The organism is Mycobacterium sp. URHB0021, from assembly GCF_054057895.1.
The window spans coordinates 7162297-7179539 of record NZ_JBSRZT010000002.1 but is presented as its reverse complement, the minus strand read 5'-3'; the positions used below and the strand labels follow the sequence as shown (position 1 = coordinate 7179539).

17 protein-coding genes and 1 pseudogene are annotated in these 17243 nt (G+C 66.9%); 3 read left to right on the top strand and 15 right to left on the bottom strand.

Going from position 1 to position 17243, the window contains the following annotated elements:
• The 13 genes and pseudogenes from ACVWWN_RS37265 to ACVWWN_RS37205 form a co-directional block, all read right to left on the bottom strand.
• Complete coding sequence (locus ACVWWN_RS37265) at positions 1-1017, bottom strand: NAD(P)/FAD-dependent oxidoreductase (RefSeq protein ID WP_457148338.1); 1017 nt, start codon at positions 1015-1017, stop codon at positions 1-3.
• The gene (locus ACVWWN_RS37260) at positions 1014-1517 is read right to left on the bottom strand and encodes an isoprenylcysteine carboxyl methyltransferase family protein (protein WP_457148337.1); all 504 of its coding nucleotides are present in this window, start codon (positions 1515-1517) and stop codon (positions 1014-1016) included. The genes ACVWWN_RS37265 and ACVWWN_RS37260 overlap by 4 nt, the downstream gene beginning before the upstream one ends.
• An 8-nt stretch (positions 1518-1525) precedes the next feature.
• The gene (locus ACVWWN_RS37255) at positions 1526-2587 is read right to left on the bottom strand and encodes a type III polyketide synthase (protein ID WP_457148336.1); all 1062 of its coding nucleotides are present in this window, start codon (positions 2585-2587) and stop codon (positions 1526-1528) included.
• Between the two features lie 121 nt (positions 2588-2708).
• Positions 2709-2969: pseudogene (locus ACVWWN_RS37250) on the bottom strand (MMPL family transporter); the annotation flags it as partial.
• A 291-nt stretch (positions 2970-3260) separates the two neighbouring features.
• A complete protein-coding gene (locus tag ACVWWN_RS37245) occupies positions 3261-4223 on the bottom strand; it encodes a 2-hydroxyacid dehydrogenase (protein ID WP_457148335.1) in 963 nt (320 codons plus the stop codon).
• Between the two features lie 14 nt (positions 4224-4237).
• Positions 4238-5575 (bottom strand): enolase C-terminal domain-like protein, encoded by a 1338-nt coding sequence (locus tag ACVWWN_RS37240; RefSeq protein ID WP_457148334.1) that lies wholly within the window; start codon positions 5573-5575, stop codon positions 4238-4240.
• A 1-nt stretch (position 5576) separates the two neighbouring features.
• Entirely contained in the window at positions 5577-6425 is an 849-nt protein-coding gene (locus ACVWWN_RS37235; protein WP_457148333.1) for an IclR family transcriptional regulator, read from the bottom strand.
• An 11-nt stretch (positions 6426-6436) separates the two neighbouring features.
• A complete protein-coding gene (locus ACVWWN_RS37230) occupies positions 6437-7159 on the bottom strand; it encodes a sulfite exporter TauE/SafE family protein (protein WP_457148332.1) in 723 nt (240 codons plus the stop codon).
• Positions 7156-8157: an ABC transporter ATP-binding protein gene (locus ACVWWN_RS37225; protein WP_457148331.1), complete on the bottom strand. Its 1002-nt coding sequence runs from the start codon at positions 8155-8157 to the stop codon at positions 7156-7158. The genes ACVWWN_RS37230 and ACVWWN_RS37225 overlap by 4 nt, the downstream gene beginning before the upstream one ends.
• Positions 8150-9199, bottom strand: a complete 1050-nt coding sequence (locus ACVWWN_RS37220) for an ABC transporter ATP-binding protein (protein WP_457148330.1) — start codon at positions 9197-9199, stop codon at positions 8150-8152. Before ACVWWN_RS37220 ends, ACVWWN_RS37225 begins: the two co-directional genes overlap by 8 nt.
• On the bottom strand, positions 9196-10188 hold the full coding sequence (locus tag ACVWWN_RS37215) for an ABC transporter permease (RefSeq protein ID WP_457148329.1): 993 nt from the start codon (positions 10186-10188) through the stop codon (positions 9196-9198). Before ACVWWN_RS37215 ends, ACVWWN_RS37220 begins: the two co-directional genes overlap by 4 nt.
• A 20-nt stretch (positions 10189-10208) precedes the next feature.
• Positions 10209-11138, bottom strand: a complete 930-nt coding sequence (locus tag ACVWWN_RS37210; protein WP_457148328.1) for an ABC transporter permease — start codon at positions 11136-11138, stop codon at positions 10209-10211.
• Between the two features lie 16 nt (positions 11139-11154).
• Entirely contained in the window at positions 11155-12738 is a 1584-nt protein-coding gene (locus tag ACVWWN_RS37205; RefSeq protein ID WP_457148327.1) for an ABC transporter substrate-binding protein, read from the bottom strand.
• A 309-nt stretch (positions 12739-13047) separates the two neighbouring features.
• On the opposite strand from ACVWWN_RS37205, the gene ACVWWN_RS37200 reads away from it, so the two are divergent.
• Genes ACVWWN_RS37200 through ACVWWN_RS37190 form a run of 3 tightly spaced genes read left to right on the top strand, consistent with a single transcriptional unit; the run spans position 13048 to position 15169 of the window.
• Positions 13048-14037 (top strand): 2-hydroxyacid dehydrogenase, encoded by a 990-nt coding sequence (locus ACVWWN_RS37200; protein ID WP_457148326.1) that lies wholly within the window; start codon positions 13048-13050, stop codon positions 14035-14037.
• Between the two features lie 31 nt (positions 14038-14068).
• Positions 14069-14872, top strand: coding sequence for a transglutaminase-like domain-containing protein (locus tag ACVWWN_RS37195; RefSeq protein ID WP_457148325.1), 804 nt, complete (start codon positions 14069-14071; stop codon positions 14870-14872).
• Between the two features lie 18 nt (positions 14873-14890).
• Positions 14891-15169 (top strand): hypothetical protein, encoded by a 279-nt coding sequence (locus tag ACVWWN_RS37190; RefSeq protein WP_457148324.1) that lies wholly within the window; start codon positions 14891-14893, stop codon positions 15167-15169.
• Between the two features lie 132 nt (positions 15170-15301).
• Here ACVWWN_RS37190 and ACVWWN_RS37185 read toward each other — a convergent pair whose 3' ends face one another.
• On the bottom strand, positions 15302-15631 hold the full coding sequence (locus ACVWWN_RS37185; protein WP_457149426.1) for a hemophore-related protein: 330 nt from the start codon (positions 15629-15631) through the stop codon (positions 15302-15304).
• 97 nt (positions 15632-15728) lie between these two features.
• Complete coding sequence (locus ACVWWN_RS37180) at positions 15729-16652, bottom strand: LysR substrate-binding domain-containing protein (RefSeq protein ID WP_457148323.1); 924 nt, start codon at positions 16650-16652, stop codon at positions 15729-15731.
• Positions 16653-17243 lie beyond the last annotated feature (591 nt).

Sequence of the window (17243 nt, the reverse complement as noted above, 5' to 3'; positions counted from 1 at the left end):
CTATTCGGCCAGCAGGTTGGCGAGTCGGCTGAACGCCCACGGATACCGTGCGGCGGCCGGCACGACCCGCGACCGCACCGGCGCCACCGTGCTGGCCCGCAGGACGGCGGCCGTCAGCAGCCGGTATCGCGACGTCATCCGGCGCCAGCGCAGGTCGTACGCCTGTGGCCGGTCGGCCGCCACGCACTCCACCAACAGCTCGGCCGCCGCGAACGCCAGCCCGATGCCCTCACCGGTCAACGCGTCGACGTATCCGGCGGCATCACCGACCAACAGCACCCGGCCGGCCGTCCTGCTGCGCACCCGCTGCCGCAACGGGCCTGCCGCCCGGTCGGCTTCGCGGTCGTGACCCTGCAGCCGCGCCCGCAACTCCGGAAATGCCGTGAGGTGCTCGTCGAAGCTGCCCCGGCGGGAGGTCAGAATCGCGACCCCCACGCACTCGTCGGCGACGGGGGTGACGTACACCTCCGCACCGTCGGACCAGTGCACCTCGACGCAGTCACTCCACGGCGTCATCAGATGGTGGCGGCGGATTCCCCACCGCCGCGGGCCGGTCGACGGCCGGGCCAGGCCCAGGGCGTTCCGGATCGGCGAATGCAGGCCGTCGGCGGCCGCCAGGTAGCGGGCGCAGAATTCGCCGCAGCGCACCGAGGTCGCGTCCTGGTGGACCGGTCCGACATCGCCGTGCACGATGCGCACACCTGCCGCCGTCGCCGCCTCGAGGAGCCCGGTGTGCAGAACCGTCCTGCGCACGCCGCGTCCCGCGCCGCCGCGGAACCGTCCCGTCACGCGGCGCCTGCCATCGGTGTAGGTGATGCCGTGAAACGGCTTGCCGGGCGCCGAGACGCCGAGACCCGACATCAGCGCGACGGCATGCGGCATCAACCCTTCGCCGCACGCTTTGTCGATGGGTCCGCGGCGCCGCTCGACCACGACGACCTCCAGACCGGCCTGTGCGCCCAGGATCGCGGTGGCGAGCCCCGCCGGCCCGCCGCCCGCCACGAGCAGATCGATCACCGCAGGGCCCCCAGTGCGGCGTTCTCCACAGCGATGCGGGTGCGGAGCACGAACGCGTTCAGCACCGTGAACACCAGCGCGGTGAGCCAGCCGGTGTGCACCAGCGGCAACGCGATTCCTTCGACGACGACCGCCACATAGTTCGGATGGGAGAAGAACCCGTAGGGCCCGCCGGTTATTCGGACTGCATCGGGGATGACGACGACGCGGGTGTTCCACTGATGGCCGAGTGTGGTGATGCACCACCAGCGCAGGCCCTGCGCGGCCAGCACGACTGCCAGCATCGGCCAGGCCAGCGCGGGCAGGAACGGCCGGTATGCCGCCTCCCACAGACAACCCGCCAGCAGCGCGGTGTGTAACGCGACCATCGACGGATAGTGGCCGGCGCCGAACTCGACCCCGCCGCGGACCCGGCTCCACGCCAGATTGCGCTGCGACACAACCAGTTCCGCAATCCGCTCGACCGCCACGGCGGCGATCAAGAACACATACCAGACCATGGCCGGGCCTAGTGCCAGCGCAGCAGCACGAGTTCGGAAGAGAAGCCGGGCCCCATCGCCATCAGGATGCCCCGGGTATCGCTCTCAGGTGGTTTGGCCCGCGCGTCACGCAAGATGTGCAGCACCGACGCCGATGAGAGGTTGCCGATCTCGCTGAGCGAGCGCCACGACAGTTCGAGGGCATCGTCTTCGAGGTCGAGGGCGTCGCTGATCGCCTCGAGAACCTTCGGTCCGCCGGGGTGCGACACCCATGAGCCGATATCGTCGAGCGTGAGGTCGTGATCACCCAGGAAACCGTTGATGTCGCCGGCGAGATGACGGTCGATGAGTTCAGGCAGCTCAGCAGACAGCACCAGCTTGAAACCCGATGCGCCGACGTCCCATCCCATGATGCCGAGCGAGTCGGGATAGAGCCGACTGCGGGTGGCGAGGATGTCCGGTCCGGTCATTCCGTCGCGCGCTCCGCGATTCGCGCCCACGGCGACGGCGGCGGCCGCGCCGTCCCCGAACAGTGCGCTGCCCACCAGGCTGGCCATCGTCGGTTCGCACGCCGGGTACATCAGCGAACACAACTCGACGGCCACCAGTGCGGCGACCTCGTCGGGCGCCCCGCGCAGGTAGTCGTTCAGCCGTGCCAATCCCGCCGCGCCGCCGACACAGCCCAGACCGAAGATCGGAATCCGACGCACATCGGGTCGCAAACCGAGTCGATTGGCGATGCGGGCATCCAGCGAGGGCACCACGACTCCGGTCACCGTGGTCGTGTAAATGGCGTCGATATCGGCGGACTCCAGGCCCGCATCCTCGAGCGCACCGGACAGGGCCGCGCAACCCAGTTCCACCGCGTGGTCGATGAACAGGCTGTTGGTTTCACCGAAGTCACCAAGTGTCAGGTACTGCTCCATCGGAAGAATGAGGTGCCTGCTGTCGACCTTCGAGTGGGCGTGCAGGCTACGCACGACCTTCTCGAATCCGGCGAAGGCGGGGACCTCGACGAAGGCGTCGGTGATCTCGTCCTGTGTGTACCGGTTGGGTGGAACCACTCCATGTACACCCGCGATAACGCTCATTGCACTCACTTTCCTGACACGTGTCCGATGACTGCTTGGTTCACTTCGATGGTTGTGTTCAGCCGCGGCCAGCCCATGGCCGTCGCTGAAACCGAGACGTCGGTGCACCGTGACCATCCAGCGGCGCCCGCCAATCCGATTGAGCCATCACGTGCATGAATGCCGGCACGAGCACCATCCGCACCAGCGTGGCGGCAACCAGGACCACGAGCGCCAGCCCGAGCCCGAACATCCGCATGAACGAGACGTGGGCGGCGGTCTACGCGGCGAAGGACATTGACATGATGAGCGCGGCGGCGGTGATGATCCGTCCGGTCTGGCCGATGCCGTGTGCCACGGTGTCGTCACTACGCACGTGAGGAGCGATCGAGGTTCCGCGTGCGGCGGCCACCAGCACAGCGACGGCGATGACGCGTCGCGGTGCGGCAATGGCCAGCCGGGCGGTTCGATCTAGCAGTGTCTTGTCCTCAGGTCAGTGAGTCAGCCACGGCGTTGTGGACAGCGCTCGGAAGTCCGCTGGGCTTCCTCCAGTAGTTGCTACGCACCAACTCGGTTAGGCGCTCAATGTCACGATCGAATCGACGTCTGGGAGCCTCCCTCGCCGGCCGTCCCGGCAGCAAAAAAGGGCCCTCTTTGCAGGCAAATTGAGGTGACGCGCAGCGAGCGCGGGCGGCTAGCGGGTCACCACGTTACGGAGCGCCTCACCCCGCTGCAGTCGTCCGATGTTCGCGGCGATGTCCTCGACGCGCCCACTGAATGTGTCGTGAGTCACGCCGGACGAGTGTGGCGTCATCAGCAGATTCGGCAGTTCTCCGAACGGTAGGTCGCCCGGTGCGCCCCCGCCGTCGGCCGTCGGGTAGCGATACCAGACGTCGATGGCCGCAGCGCGAATCAGTCCGCTCGCGAGAGCGTCGTACAGGGCTTTTTCCTGCACAAGTGGTCCGCGGCCGACGTTGATCAGCACCCCGGCGGTGCCCAGAGCCCGTAGCTGATCGGTGCCGATCATCCCCTCCGTGTCCTGGTTCAACGGGGCCGAGACCACTGCGACGTCGCACTCGCGCAGCAACCGGTCCAATTCGCGGGTGTCGCTGGACCATTCCAGACCGCACTCCGGTACGCGTCCCGAGCCCGTCACCGCCGCCGCGGTACAACCGAAGGCGCGGAACAGATTCCACGCGCGTTGGCCGATATGCCCGAAGCCGATGAACCCGATGTGTGCATCGCCCATGGTGGCGGGCTGTGGTATCGATGTGTCATAGACGGAGGTCGCCCACACGTCGCGCCGCAGCGAGCGGTCCTGGGTCAGAAAGTCGCGGCGCAGCATCACGGTAGCCGCCACGATGTACTCGGCGATCGACCGCTCATGGTGAAAGGTGTTCGCCACCAGAGTGTCCGGCGACAGCGCGGCGAATTCGACCTTGTCGGTACCCGCTCCGGCCACATGGATGAGCCGTAGCTTCCCGGCGGCTCCGGCCATCTGTGAGGTGAAGCGACTGCCGATATAGACGTCGGCATCCCGAAGCTCGTCCAGCGGCGGGCCGCCGATATGCCACGTCACCCGGCAGTCCGGCGGCAGCGCACTTTCCAGCCGCTCGCGATGGGGTGCCAGGTTGGCGTCGGCAACGATGACCTTCATGTGACCGTCAACCATCAACCCCGTTGCAGCGCCGGACGTTTGCTGTCGAATGTCCAACCGGGGATCAGGTACTGCATCGCGGCCGCATCGTCTCGGCTGCCAAGGGCTTCGGCAAGGTAAAGCTCGTGTGCGGCGGCCACCGCGGCTTCATCGAGGTCGACACCGAGCCCGGGGGCGTCAGGCACGGCGAGATAGCCGTCGATGATGGGATAGGGCGCCGTGGTGATCCGCTGACCGTCCTGCCAGATCCAGTGGGTGTCGATGGCGGTGATCTCGCCGGGAGCGGCGGCCGCGACATGAGTGAACATCGCGAGCGATACGTCGAAGTGGTTGTTGGAGTGCGAGCCCCAGGTAAGGCCCCACGCGTCGCAGAGCTGAGCGACGCGGACCGAACCGGCCATCGTCCAGAAGTGCGGATCGGCCAGGGGGATGTCGACCGCGCCCGAGCGGATGGCGTGCCCGAGCTCACGCCAGTCGGTGGCGATCATGTTCGTCGCGGTCGGCAGGCCGGTGGCGCGCTTGAACTCGGCCATCACCTCCCGCCCCGAGAATCGGCCCTCGGATCCGACCGGATCCTCGGCGTAGGCCAGCACATCGACGAGTTCACGGCATGTCTTCACCGCATCGTCGAGCAGCCAGCCGCCATTGGGGTCCAGGGTGATCCGGGCATCGGGGAAGTGATCGGCGAGTGCTATCACGGCCTTCGCCTCGTCCGCGGCGGGCAGCACCCCGCCCTTGAGCTTGAAATCGCGGAATCCGTAGCGGGCCCTGGCGGCCTCTGCGAGGCGGACCACTCCACCCGGCGAGAGAGCTTCCTCGTGGCGCAGTCGCATCCAGTCGTCGGCCCCGGCATCTTCGTCTGCCGGCGACCGGTATGCCAGGTCGGTCTTCGTGCGGTCGCCGACGAAGAACAGATAGCCGAGCGCCTGCACGCGCTCGCGCTGCTGACCATCCCCGAGGAGTGCGGCCACCGGCACGTCGAGGTGCTTGCCCAGCAGGTCGAGCATCGCCGACTCCACCGCGGTGACGGCGTGCACGGCGACGCGGAGGTCGAACGTCTGCGCGCCACGGCCGCCGGCGTCCCGGTCGGCGAATGTGCGGCGCATGTCGTTGAGCACTGCATGGTGCTCACCGATGCGGCGGCCGGTGACGATCGAGCGGGCATCGGACAGTGTGCGGCGAATCGGCTCCCCGCCGGGGACCTCGCCGACACCGGTGTTGCCGGCGGAGTCGGTGAGGATCACCAGGTTTCGGGTGAAATAGGGGCCGTGTGCGCCGCTGAGGTTCAGCAGCATGCTGTCGTGGCCGGCGATCGGGACAACCGTCATCTCGGTGATGGCTGGCGTTGTCATGTCATTCTCCTGATACTCGTGACGCAAACCATTTATCGCCGTTGGCGAGTGGCCGTACGACCCGGGAGATCTTGTCTCCCATGGCGCATAGCGCGTCGACTATGTCGCGTTCGCGCCGGGGGTTGAGTCGATCGACGGGTATCGAGGCGCTGACCGCATCCTGCGGCGGCTGGCAATACCGCAGCGCCACGGCGTAACACTGCACTCCCGCGGTGCTCTCCTCGTCGTCGGTCGCGTAACCGCGCACCCGCACGTCGTCGAGCGAGTCATCGAGCCTGCGGCGATCGGTGATCGTTTTCTGGGTCAGCGGTCGCAGCGCGGTGGGGATGTGCTCGTCACGGTCGGCGCCGAAGCGCTCGGCGAGCAGCGCCTTGCCCAGTGCGGTTGCGTATGCGGGCAGCCGCCTGCCGACCCGGTTCGATGTGCGGGTGTACTGCGTGGACTCCCGGGTGGCGAGGTACACCACATCGCCGTTGTCGAGCCGGGCGAGGTGGAACGTCTCGTCGAGTTCATTGCGGAGGTCGTCCAGGAACGGGGTGATCAGCGGCAGGTACGGGTCGCTGTCCAGATAAGTCGTCCCCACGAGCAGGGCCCGTACGCCGATCCCGTAGAGGGTGCCCGACTCATCGGACCGCACCCAGCCCTGGGCGACCAGTGTCCGCAGCAGGGCGTGCGCGCTACTGCGCGGCATATCGAGCGCGGCGCTGATTTCGCGGAGGCGTGCGGGACTGTCGTGCCGGGCCGCGAGATACTCGAGCAGAGCCACGGTCCGGACAGCCGATTTCACACCCGCACGCGAGGAAAAGCGCTCTGTGCGAACGGCGAGATCGGGGGCGGGCTCCTCGGTCATGTTCACTCCTCTCACATCGCCAGCAGTTCGCGGCCGATCAATACCAGTGCGCCCACGGTCGATGCCCCGATGGCCAACCACCGCAACCGTTTCGGATCCAGGAAGCGATTGACCTGGCGCGAGAGCGCATACCCGGCCACCGCCGCCGGCACCATCACCGCGAATCCCCACCAGGTCCGCGCATGGACCGCGCCGGTTGCCGCCAGCGCGATGATCGACATCACCGAACCGATGAGAAAGAAGCCGCTCATGGTCCCGCGCAGCCGGGCGCCACTGTTGCGTTGCCACACCAGCGCCATCGGCGGTCCGCCGATCGCCGTCGCCGTTCCCAGCAGCCCCGAGGTGGCGCCGGCCAGCACCACGTTCCGCCGCCGCGGGGCCGGAATCCAGCCCGTACTCGTCAGCAACACCCCGACGAGCACCACGCCGGCCAGCAGAATCGCGAGCGCACGCTGCGGCAACAGTGCCAACAGCATCGCACCGGCGACGGTGCCGGGCACACGGCCCACCAGTGCCCATCCGGTTCCATGCAGATCGATGTCCTGGCGTTCGCGCACCACGACCATGAGGGTGACGAGAGTGGCCACCAGGATCAGGGTGCCCGGGATGAGACCGGGGTCGACGAGCGCGACCACCGGTGCGGCGAGCATGCCGATGCCGAATCCGATGGATGCCTGCAGACAGGATGCCAACAGGATCGCCAGAGCCACCACGCAATACCCCGGGATGCTCATGCGGACACGGTGGCAAGCGAGGTCCCCTCCAGCAGCAGAGGATGGTGGCACTCCGCGATGTGACCGGCATCCTGTGGGTCGACGGCATCCGGCGGCGCAGTACTCGCGCAGATGTCGGTGGCCTTCCAGCAGCGGGTCCGGAACCGGCACCCGGACGGCGGGTGCAGCGGCGAGGGAACCTCACCCTTGAGCAGAATCCGCGCGGTGCGCTGAGCGCCGTCCAGCCTGGGGGCCGCCGACATCAACGCGGCGGTGTAGGGATGGTTCGGCCGGTCGAAAACCGCTTCTGTCGGCCCGTTTTCGATGATGCGGCCCAGGTACATCACCGCGACACGGTCGGCGACGTGACGAACCACCGACAGATCATGGGAGATGAAGATGTAAGAGATCTGCAGCTGCTGCTGTAGGTCGTTGAGAAGGTTGAGCACCTGCGCCTGTACGGACAGGTCCAGCGCGGAAACGGGCTCGTCGCAGATGATGACGTCGGGGTCGAGAGCCAGCGCGCGGGCGATGCCGATGCGCTGACGCTGGCCGCCGGAGAACTCCTGCGGATACTTGTCGGCCGCCTTCGCGCCGAGCCCGACCAGGTCGAGCAGGCCCCGCACCCGCGTGTCGCGGTCCTTGCGGCTGCTGAACATTCCTTTGTGACTGCGCCACGGCTCGGCGATGATGTCACCCGCTGACATGCGTGCGTTCAGCGAGGCGTAGGGGTCCTGGAACACCATCTGCACACGGCGGCGGAACTTCAGCAAGTCCTTGCCGCGCAGGCTGAACGGGTCGATGCCGTCGAACCGCACGCTGCCCGAATCGGGCGTCTCCAACATCAGCAGTGTCCGTGCCAGCGTGGACTTTCCGCAGCCCGACTCACCGACCAGGCCGAGCGTCTCGCCCCGGGCCAGGTCGAGCGTGATGCCGTCGAGCGCGGACAGCCTCTTCTTGGCGTTGGGCACGCGGAACGACTTGCGCAGATCGCGGACCTCGAGCAGTTTCTCAGACATCTGTTGGTTGTCCTTCTCGCGCGGGGAGATCGACCTCTTCGGGGAAATGGCAGGCGGCCTTGCGACTGGCGCCGACGGCGTCGAGCGTCGGTCGCTTGGTGGCGCAGATCTGCCGGGCCAGGGGGCAGCGCGCCTGGTAGACGCAACCTTCCGGGATCGCGTGCAGGTCGGGCGGCGCGCCGCCGATCGACTGCAACTCGTCGCCGCGCCGCGCGTTGACCGGCACCGAACGCAGCAGCCCCTTCGTGTAGGGATGCTTGGGATTGCCGAAAACCTCGGCTACCGGCCCGGTTTCGACGATGTTTCCGGCATACATCACCGCGACCCGGTCGGCTTCCTCCGCGACCAGGGCCAGGTCGTGGGTGATCAGGACGACGGCCATGTGGTATTCGGAACGCAGGTCGCGCAGCAGCGCCATGATCTGCGCCTGCACGGTCACGTCGAGGGCCGTGGTGGGTTCGTCGGCGATCAGCACGCTGGGGTTGAGTGCGACGGCCATCGCGATCAGCAGCCGCTGGCGCATGCCGCCGGAGAACTGGTGCGGGTAGGAGTTCAACCGCGTCTCGGGTTGCGGGATGCCGACCCGGGCCATCAGCTCGACCGCCTTGTGCTTGGCGTCCTTGGCGCTCATGCCCTGGTGGATCCGGAACGGTTCGGCCAGCTGCGTTCCCACGGTGTAGAGCGGGTTCAGCGCGGTGAGCGCGTCCTGGAAGACGATCGCCAGTTCGGTGCCCGCGATCTTGCGCCGTTTGGCGCGGTCGGCGCTCAGCAGATCGGTGTCGCCGAGCGTGGCCGTTCCACCGACGACGTCGGCGACAGGTTCGAGCAGCCCGACGAGCGCGGTCGCTGTCATCGACTTGCCGCAGCCGGATTCGCCGAGCAGTGCCAGTGTTTCGCCGCGGCGGGCCGCGAACGACACCTCGTTCACGGCGCGGACGGTGCCGGAGATGGTGCGGATCTCGACGCTCATGCCCTCGACTTCGAGCACCGGGTCGGCGTCGACCCGGTCGACGGGCACGTGGCGGTCAACGGCAGCGGTCATGAGAGAGCCTTCGTGGTCTTGGCGAAGCCGGACAGGCGCTTCTGGGGAACGGTGAGGCGCCACCGCTGCCCGGGGTCGGTGGCGATGCGGGCCCAGGCGGCGAGGATGGTGGCCGAAACGGTGGTGATGACGATCGCCAGTCCCGGGAAGAACGACAGCCACCACGCGGTGTGCAGGTAGGTGCGGCCCTGCGACACCATCAGGCCCCAGCTGATGTCCGGCGGCTGGATGCCGATACCCAGAAAGCTCAAGGAGCTCTCCGCCAGCATCACATAGCAGAAGTCCAGCGTCGCAACCGTCAGCAGGGTCGGCAGCACGACCGGCAGCACGTGGCGCCAGATGATCGAGCGCGCGCCGGCCCCGAACGTGCGGGCGGCGTCGACGAACAGCCGGCTCTGCAGTTCGGCGGATTCGGCGCGCGCGGTGCGCAGGTAGACGGGGATCCGGGTGATCGCCAGTACCAGAACGATGTTCGCGGCGCTCGGGGAAAAGACATAGAGGACGACGACCGCCAGCAGCAGCGACGGGAAGCTCATGATGACATCGGCGACGCGCATGGCGATGGTCTCACGCCAGCCGCGGTAGAAGCCGGCCCACATCCCGATCAGGGAGCCGACGATCGCGGAGATCAGCACGGCGGGCACGGCGACCGACAGCGTGGTGCGGCAGGCGACGATGAGCCGGGCCAGCATGCTGCGGCCGAGCGGGTCGGTGCCCAGCACGTTGGCCCAGCCGTGCGCGAGGGTGAACGGAGCCTGGTTCGAGTTGTCCAGGTCGATGTGGGTGGCCAGGTTGCCGACCAGCATGGGCGCGAAGATCGCCGTGAGGGAGACCAGCCCGAGCACCACGGCCGCGACCGCGGCCACCCGGTCGTTGGCCAGCAGCCGGAACCACTTGGAGGTGCCGCGCTTCTTCGAGGCGTCGATGTCGCCCTCGCCGACGATCGCAGTCGTGGGTTTGACGGGAACCAGATCCAGTTGAGTGCTCATGTGCTTGTGCTCCTAGTCCGTTAAACCCGGGCCGGTTCCCGCACGCGGGCGTCGAGCAGTGCGTAGCAGGCGTCGATGAAGATGTTGAGGGCGAAGATGCTCACCGCGGTCAGCAGTACGGCCGCCTGCAGGACGGCGAAGTCACGTTGCAGGATCGCGTCGATCATCAGCTTGCCGATGCCCGGCCAACCGAAAATGGCCTCGACGACCACCGCGCCGTTGATGAGGCCGACGGCCAAGTCGCCGGCGACGGTCAGCGCGGGCGCCGCCGCGTTGCGCAGCGCGTGGTGGGTGACGACACGAAAGTCGCTGGCGCCCTTGCTCCGGGCCAGCCGCACATACGGAGCCGACAGGGCCGAGACCATGGCGCCGCGCACGACCTGTGTGAGGACGCCGAGCGGACGGATCATCAGCGTGGCGATGGGCAGGATCCAGGAGAGCAGGCCGCTGTCGACACCGGAGGTGGGCAGCACACCGAGCAGGACCGCGAACAGCCAGACGCAGGTGATGGCGAACCAGAAATCCGGGATGCTCGCCGCGGTCATGGACAGCAGGCTGGAGAAGCGGTCGGCCAGGGAGTTGGGTCGGTAGGCGGCCCAGCAGCCGATCACGACGGCGCCGACCACGGCCAGAAGCATTGTCGCAAAGGCCAATTGCAGCGTCGCCGGGAAGGCTCTCAGGGCCATCTCGGATGCGGACTCGCCGGTGCGCAGCGAGGTGCCGAAGTCCAGGTGGATGACGCCCTTGAAGTAGTCGACCAACTGGGTCCACAGCGGCTGGTCGAATCCGTTCCTGGCGGCGAAGTCCGCGCGCTGCTCGGCGGTGGCCGACTCGGGCAGGTAGAGGTTGGTGGGATCGCCGGTCATCCGGGCGAGCAGAAACACGCCGAGGAGCACGATGATCAACGGCAGTGTGCTGGTGTACATCCGCCGCCGGAGAAAGGGGAACATGGCTGGGATTCCTTACTTACTGGGCGTCGGTGCGGTCAGTGGCTGCGGGCGTCATCTCAGCCAGCCTCATCTCGTCACCGGTGGCCGAGTTGGGCGTGTAGTCGACGCGGGGCGACTTGCCGAGGATGCCTTTCATGTGTGCGATGTAGGCCATCTGCATGATCTCCTTGGGTTCCTCGGCGAACAACTGCGCGAACGCGTCCTGTCGGGCCTGGCCGGTGAGGACTTCGGCGGCGCGGATCTTGGTATCGAATTCCGGTGTGCCGTAGGCGGCTTGCGGGCCGTCGCTGAGCATGTACTGGTCCATGGTGAACGCGGCGTCGCCGGCCTGGTTGCCGTGCATGATCATCAACAGATACGGGCCGGTGTTGTCGGGGAACGGCCGCAGCTGGTACTCGAGCTGATGGGAGGTGTCCATCATCTCGATCTTGACGTTGAGGCCGATCTCGGAGAATTCGCTCTGCAGCACCTCGATGGTCTCGCTGATGTTCGGGAACTGCGCAGTGCGCCCGATCAGCCGGATCTGTCTGTCAACCGGCACGCCGGCGGCCTTGGCTTCGGCGATGAGCTGCTTGGCCTTGTCGGCGTCGTGTGGCCACAGCGGGAGCTTGTCGTTGTAGCCGACGACACCGGACGGGATCAGCTGAGACGCCGGCTGGCCGAGCCCCCGGAACAAGGCCTTGACGATGCCGGTCCGGTTGACGGCGTAGTTGATGGCCTGCCGCACCCGGATGTCGTTCAGCGGAGCCTCGGTGACCTGCATCCGCAGCGCGGTGGTCTCGTTGTTCTGGAAGGGCACACCGAGTTCGCCCGCCCCGTCCTCGGGTCCGAGACCGGTCGCAATGTCGGTCTCGTCATTGGTGATCATCGCGGCACGGACGCTTCCCTCACTGCGCCACTGGTATTCGGCGTGCGCGAATGCGGGCTTGCGGCCCCAGTAGGTGTCGTTGCGCCTGAGGAGCAGCTTCTGGCCGTACTGCCAGTCCTCGATCGCGTAGGGTCCGGTGCCGATCGGTTCACGGACCTTCTCGGTGGTGCTGGTCCCACGTGGCACGATCTCGACGAACGAGATCCGCAGCGGGAGAATCGGATCGGGCTTCTCGGTGCCGACGATCATGGTGGTGGGGTTCGGCGCGGAAAGCCTCAGCTTCTCGTCGCCGAACACGTAGCCGTCGACATTGCACTGCAGATCGGAGTTGACCGCGCGGTCGACGGAGAATGCGGCGTCCTCGGCGGTGAACGGTGCGCCGTTGGAGAAGGTCACGCCGTTGCGGATGTTTAGGGCCCATTCGGTGGGGGAGGTCTGGCGCCACTCGGTGGCCAGCAGCGGCTTCAGGTCGCCGGAGTCGGGATCACGCTCGATGAGTGGCTCGGTGATGTTGGAGCGCACCACGATGCCGGTGGAGGTCAGCGAGCTCTCGCAGGGCTCCAGCGTCGGCGGTTCCTGCGGCAGCACGATGCGCAACGTGTTGGGGTCGTAGCCGCCGTGACCGGAGTTGGCGACGGTGCAACCGCTGGCTGCCACCGTGACTCCCGCGAGGGCTGCGGCCACGGCGGCGCAGGCTGTGCGTCGCCGCGTCGGGCGTTGGGCGGGGCTCATGGATCCTCCCGGGCTGCTGTCGTGACGTCCACGTATGTGGATGCAAACGTGTGATCGCAGCCACACGGTAAGGACGGCTGTGAAATACCGTCAACCCGGCCAGATGCCCAAATCGGGCATCGAGCGGCGCCCGCGTACGCGTGTTAGGGCACCTTAATAACCAGCAGTGAGCTGGCGGTTTACCGGCAAGCGGAGGGCGGCGATACCGTGCGGATGCTCTGGTTCGGCCAACTATGCCGTTTGGATATAAGTCCATGCTATTTCGGCGTTGGACGGGTATCCGCAGGTCGCCGTACCGTGGGCATCACTATGAGCACCGAACCCCTGACCGCGCAGGGACGCCGCGTACTTCAGGTCGGACCGCTGAAGCCGTCGCTGGTCCAGACGCTGCGGGACGATTATGCGGCCTACGTCCTGCCCGACGACGCCGCAGACCGCGAAGCGTTTCTCTCCTCGCACGGCGCGGAGATCACCGCGGTGGTGACGTCGGGGCGTACCGGTGCGGACGCCGCGTTGATGTCGGCGCTGCCGAACCTCGGCGCCGTCGTGAACTTCGGCGTCGGCTACGACACCACCGACGTCGATGCGGCCGCCGCACGGGGCGTCGGGGTGAGCAACACCCCCGATGTGCTGACCGACTGTGTGGCCGACACCGCCGTCGGGCTCATGATCGACACGCTGCGGCAGTTCTCCGCCGCGGATCGGTATCTGCGCGCGGGTCGCTGGGTGTCCGACGGGAATTACCCACTGACGCGCCAGGTCAGCAACACCCGGGTGGGGATCATCGGTCTGGGGCGGATCGGCAGCGCGATTGCGTTGCGGCTGAGCGCTTTTGGTTGCACGATCTCCTACCACAACCGGAATCGGGTAGCGAACTCGCCGTACCCGTACGCGGCGTCTGCGGTGGAGTTGGCACGCGGTGTGGACGTGTTGATCGTTGCGGCGGCCGGTGGCCGGGGGATCCGCGGCCTGGTCAGCCGCGAGGTCATCGACGAGCTCGGCACCGACGGGTACCTGATCAACATCGCGCGCGGCAGCGTCGTCGACGAGGCCGCGTTGGTCGAGGCGTTGACGAACGGACGGCTGGCCGGAGCGGGGCTGGACGTCTTCGTCGACGAGCCGAACGTCCCCGAAGCGCTTCGTCAGCTGGACAACGTCGTGCTTCTGCCGCACGTGGGCAGCGGAACCGAGGAGACCCGTGCGGCGATGGAACAACTCACGCTGCGCAATCTGGACAGCTTCCTTGGTTCGGGGCGGCTGGTGACTCCGGTGCCGATGCCGGCTGCCGCGTCGACCTGACGGTTGTTCGATTGCCAGCTATCGTCGCGGCATGAAGCGAGACGTGGGCGCAGAGCTTGAGGTCGAGATCAGCGCACCGACCACGTTGGAGTTTCAGATTGCGGTGGCTCCGCATCCCGGTACCGAGGTGTCCGAGTCGCTGACGTTCTGTCTGGACGGAACGCCCGTCCAGGCAGCGGAGATCATCGGTGTGCACGGCAACCGCATCCACAAGATGGACGTCCCCGTCGGCCTTCTCTCGGTCGCGTATACCGCGACGGTCCTCGGTCGGACCGGCCCCGCGCCGGTGACCGAATATGACCTGTCCATGTACCTGCGCCCGAGCCGCTACGCCGAGGCCGACAAGTTCTTCGGCTTCGCCGCAACCGAATTCGGCAAGTACATCGATTCGACGACGCTGCTCGAGAAGGTGTCTTCGTGGGTCGGCACCCGGTTGAACTACGTGCCGGGGTCCAGCGACCCGATCGACGGAGCGGTGGACACCCTGCTGGCCGGTGCCGGGGTGTGCCGGGACTACGCGCATCTGGTGGTGGCCCTGCTCAGGGCCGTCAATGTGCCGGCCCGTGTGGTGTCGGTCTATGCGCCGGGGCTGTACCCGATGGACTTCCATGCCGTCGCGGAGGCCTTCGTCGACGGCCACTGGCGCGTGGTCGACGGCACCCTGCTGGCCCCGCGGCAGAGCCTGGTGCGCATCGCCACCGGACGCGATGCCGCCGACATCGCCTTTCTCGACAACCACAAGGGCGCGATCACGCTGAACAAGATGGTGGTGACGGCTGTCGTCGATGGCGAACTCCCCCGGGATTCAATCGACGACTTGGTCTCGATCGGCTGAGGCGCCGGAGGCGACGCAATGACGGGACCGCTGCCGGAGAAGGACCGTGCCGAGCGTCTCGACGCCGCGATAGACGAGGCGGTACGCAACAACGGGCGTGTGAAGTCCCCGGGTGCCCATCACGCGGTCGTCGTCTACGGGGGCGGCCGCATCCTCATGCACCTGGCGTTTGCCGTCCTCACGATCTTCACGTGCGGGCTGTTCGCGTTCCCACGGATCGCCTGGGCGAACACCGGCCGCGAACGGCGGGTGGAGATTCGGGTGGATGAAGCGGTCAACGTCAGTCGAACGCAATGACGACGCGAATGTGACGGCAGGGCGCAGATTCCAGGCGAATCCCGCCGTAACGTGACATTCGAGCGATTATTTCGCCCGAAACGCCAAAGACAACGTCATTCGAAAAGAAGGACGTTGCCTGTGCGACGCGACTCAGAAGTTATTGCAGGTGTTCGCGACCGAGCTGATCAGCGGCGTGTATTCCGCCACCCCGGGAAAGCTCTTCGCCTGGTTGACCATCACCTGTCGCTGCGCGGGCCCCGCGGCAACCAGCTGCTGCAGCCACGCCTGCGCGGCGGGTGCCTCCTGCAACTTGCCGCCCAAGTACGGGTCCTGGGCGTTCAGCGCCGCCACGACCTGCGGATAGGTGCAGGTCGAATTGATGATTGCGTCCTCAGGTGCTGCGGACGCAATTCCGGCCCCTGCGCTGAGCGCCAATGCCACCCCACCTGTCGCGACAATCAATTTCGTCGTTGACAGCATCTTGTACACCTTCCAATGGTTCAGACCGACCCTTGCCAACGCTAGCATCCTTATCTGGTCTAAGCAGACTTTCTCCTGCTGACCTGCGCTTAAGCGCTCAGCCGACGTCCTCGACAAGATCATCGGTGGTCCATTCCCGTTGAGGCAGCACGTCTCTGAGGAGACGTAACAGCGCGGGATTCGTGCTGTCACTGCGCCAGACGGCGTCAAGCTCGACGGGTCGCTCCCGGAAGGCCCCGATCGACCGGAAAACCACTCCGTCGGGGTGCAGCGTCGCCGCCGACGCGGGCACCAACGCGATTCCGATGCCCGATCGGACCAGCACCAGCATCGTGTGCACCTGTGTGACGTACTGCACATAGTGGGGCGTGGCGCCCGCGATGGTGAACGTGCTGATGAGCAACTCGTTGAAATAGCGGGCCTGGACGGGTGAGTACATGATGACGTCCTGGCCGTCGAGGTCGTTCAACGTCAGCTGCCGGCTGATCCGGGCCATCGGGTGCGCCTCGGGCAGCGCGGCGACCAACTGCTCGTGCAGCAGCGGCCGGGACACCAGGCCGGGTCGCTTCAGCGGCGGGCGTGCCATGCCGAGGTCGAGCTCACCCGACATCAGCCCCTCGATCTGTACGGCCGTGACCATCTCACGAAGGTCGAGTTTGACGTCGGGCAGCATCTCTCGCGTCCGTTCGAGCAGACGGGGCAGCACGGCATGGGCGGATGCGGCGGTGAACCCGACCACGACGGTGCCGAGATCGCCTGCGGGAATGCGCTTTACAGTCTGAGCGGCCCCCTCGGCGAGCTGGAGGATGCGCCGGGCGTCCGGCAGGAACGCCACCCCGGCCGGGGTCAGCGTGACGGTACGGGTGGTGCGATCGATGAGCTGCACACCGAGTTCGTTCTCCAGTTGCTGGATCTGCCGGCTCAGCGGGGGCTGGGTCATGTGAAGGCGCTCGGCGGCCCTGCCGAAGTGCAGTTCCTCTGCGACGGCGACGAAGCAGGACAGCCGGGCCAGTGAGAACACCGATGCACTCCTCGCATCACTGCAGGCGGTATGCCCGGCAGATGGGTATCACTCTAGGCAATGTGCCGAGGCTACGTCTCGGGTCCCACAGCAGTGCCCGCAGCGCTTCGCGACACCGTGGAGGCGAAACTGCTGGGAGCACGGCGGCGGTGTCCCGTCGCGACCGACGGTGGCCCGATGGTGACTCTTCGATGCCCCGTCCGCGCGGTCCTGGTGCGTGTCGCACAACGGGGCGTCGTCGCGGGTGCTGTTCGCGCATGCGCTGGTGCTCGACGCAAACCTCGCACTGGGCCGGCAAACGTTACTTGCCCTCAACAACGTTCTGCCCGAACGCTATCCGGTGGACGAGCCTGGGCTGCCGGAACGGGTCCATGACGGCGCGCCCTCGTATGGCTCGGCGAACAGCGCCAAGTGTGGATGCCGGCTCCCCGACGTGTTGTGGCCGCGATCATTGATTTGCCGGCCTATCCGCGCAGCCAATTGCACTATCTGTCGGACGCATACAGTAGACATCGCAGGTAACCGAGATGGTTTGTTCAATCGCGTATGTCGGGGAACGCGCAAGCGGTAGCTTGACGTCAGATGGGACAC

Excerpts from the sequence above, each read along its gene's own strand:
- ACVWWN_RS37260 (WP_457148337.1), bottom strand. The coding sequence starts at position 1,517 with ATGGTCTGGTATGTGTTCTTGATCGCCGCCGTGGCGGTCGAGCGGATT.
- ACVWWN_RS37255 (WP_457148336.1), bottom strand. The coding sequence starts at position 2,587 with ATGAGCGTTATCGCGGGTGTACATGGAGTGGTTCCACCCAACCGGTAC.
- ACVWWN_RS37245 (WP_457148335.1), bottom strand. The coding sequence starts at position 4,223 with ATGAAGGTCATCGTTGCCGACGCCAACCTGGCACCCCATCGCGAGCGG.
- ACVWWN_RS37240 (WP_457148334.1), bottom strand. The coding sequence starts at position 5,575 with ATGACAACGCCAGCCATCACCGAGATGACGGTTGTCCCGATCGCCGGC.
- ACVWWN_RS37235 (WP_457148333.1), bottom strand. The coding sequence starts at position 6,425 with ATGACCGAGGAGCCCGCCCCCGATCTCGCCGTTCGCACAGAGCGCTTT.
- ACVWWN_RS37230 (WP_457148332.1), bottom strand. The coding sequence starts at position 7,159 with ATGAGCATCCCGGGGTATTGCGTGGTGGCTCTGGCGATCCTGTTGGCA.
- ACVWWN_RS37225 (WP_457148331.1), bottom strand. The coding sequence starts at position 8,157 with ATGTCTGAGAAACTGCTCGAGGTCCGCGATCTGCGCAAGTCGTTCCGC.
- ACVWWN_RS37220 (WP_457148330.1), bottom strand. The coding sequence starts at position 9,199 with ATGACCGCTGCCGTTGACCGCCACGTGCCCGTCGACCGGGTCGACGCC.
- ACVWWN_RS37215 (WP_457148329.1), bottom strand. The coding sequence starts at position 10,188 with ATGAGCACTCAACTGGATCTGGTTCCCGTCAAACCCACGACTGCGATC.
- ACVWWN_RS37210 (WP_457148328.1), bottom strand. The coding sequence starts at position 11,138 with ATGTTCCCCTTTCTCCGGCGGCGGATGTACACCAGCACACTGCCGTTG.
- ACVWWN_RS37205 (WP_457148327.1), bottom strand. The coding sequence starts at position 12,738 with ATGAGCCCCGCCCAACGCCCGACGCGGCGACGCACAGCCTGCGCCGCC.
- ACVWWN_RS37200 (WP_457148326.1), top strand. The coding sequence starts at position 13,048 with ATGAGCACCGAACCCCTGACCGCGCAGGGACGCCGCGTACTTCAGGTC.
- ACVWWN_RS37195 (WP_457148325.1), top strand. The coding sequence starts at position 14,069 with ATGAAGCGAGACGTGGGCGCAGAGCTTGAGGTCGAGATCAGCGCACCG.
- ACVWWN_RS37190 (WP_457148324.1), top strand. The coding sequence starts at position 14,891 with ATGACGGGACCGCTGCCGGAGAAGGACCGTGCCGAGCGTCTCGACGCC.
- ACVWWN_RS37185 (WP_457149426.1), bottom strand. The coding sequence starts at position 15,631 with ATGCTGTCAACGACGAAATTGATTGTCGCGACAGGTGGGGTGGCATTG.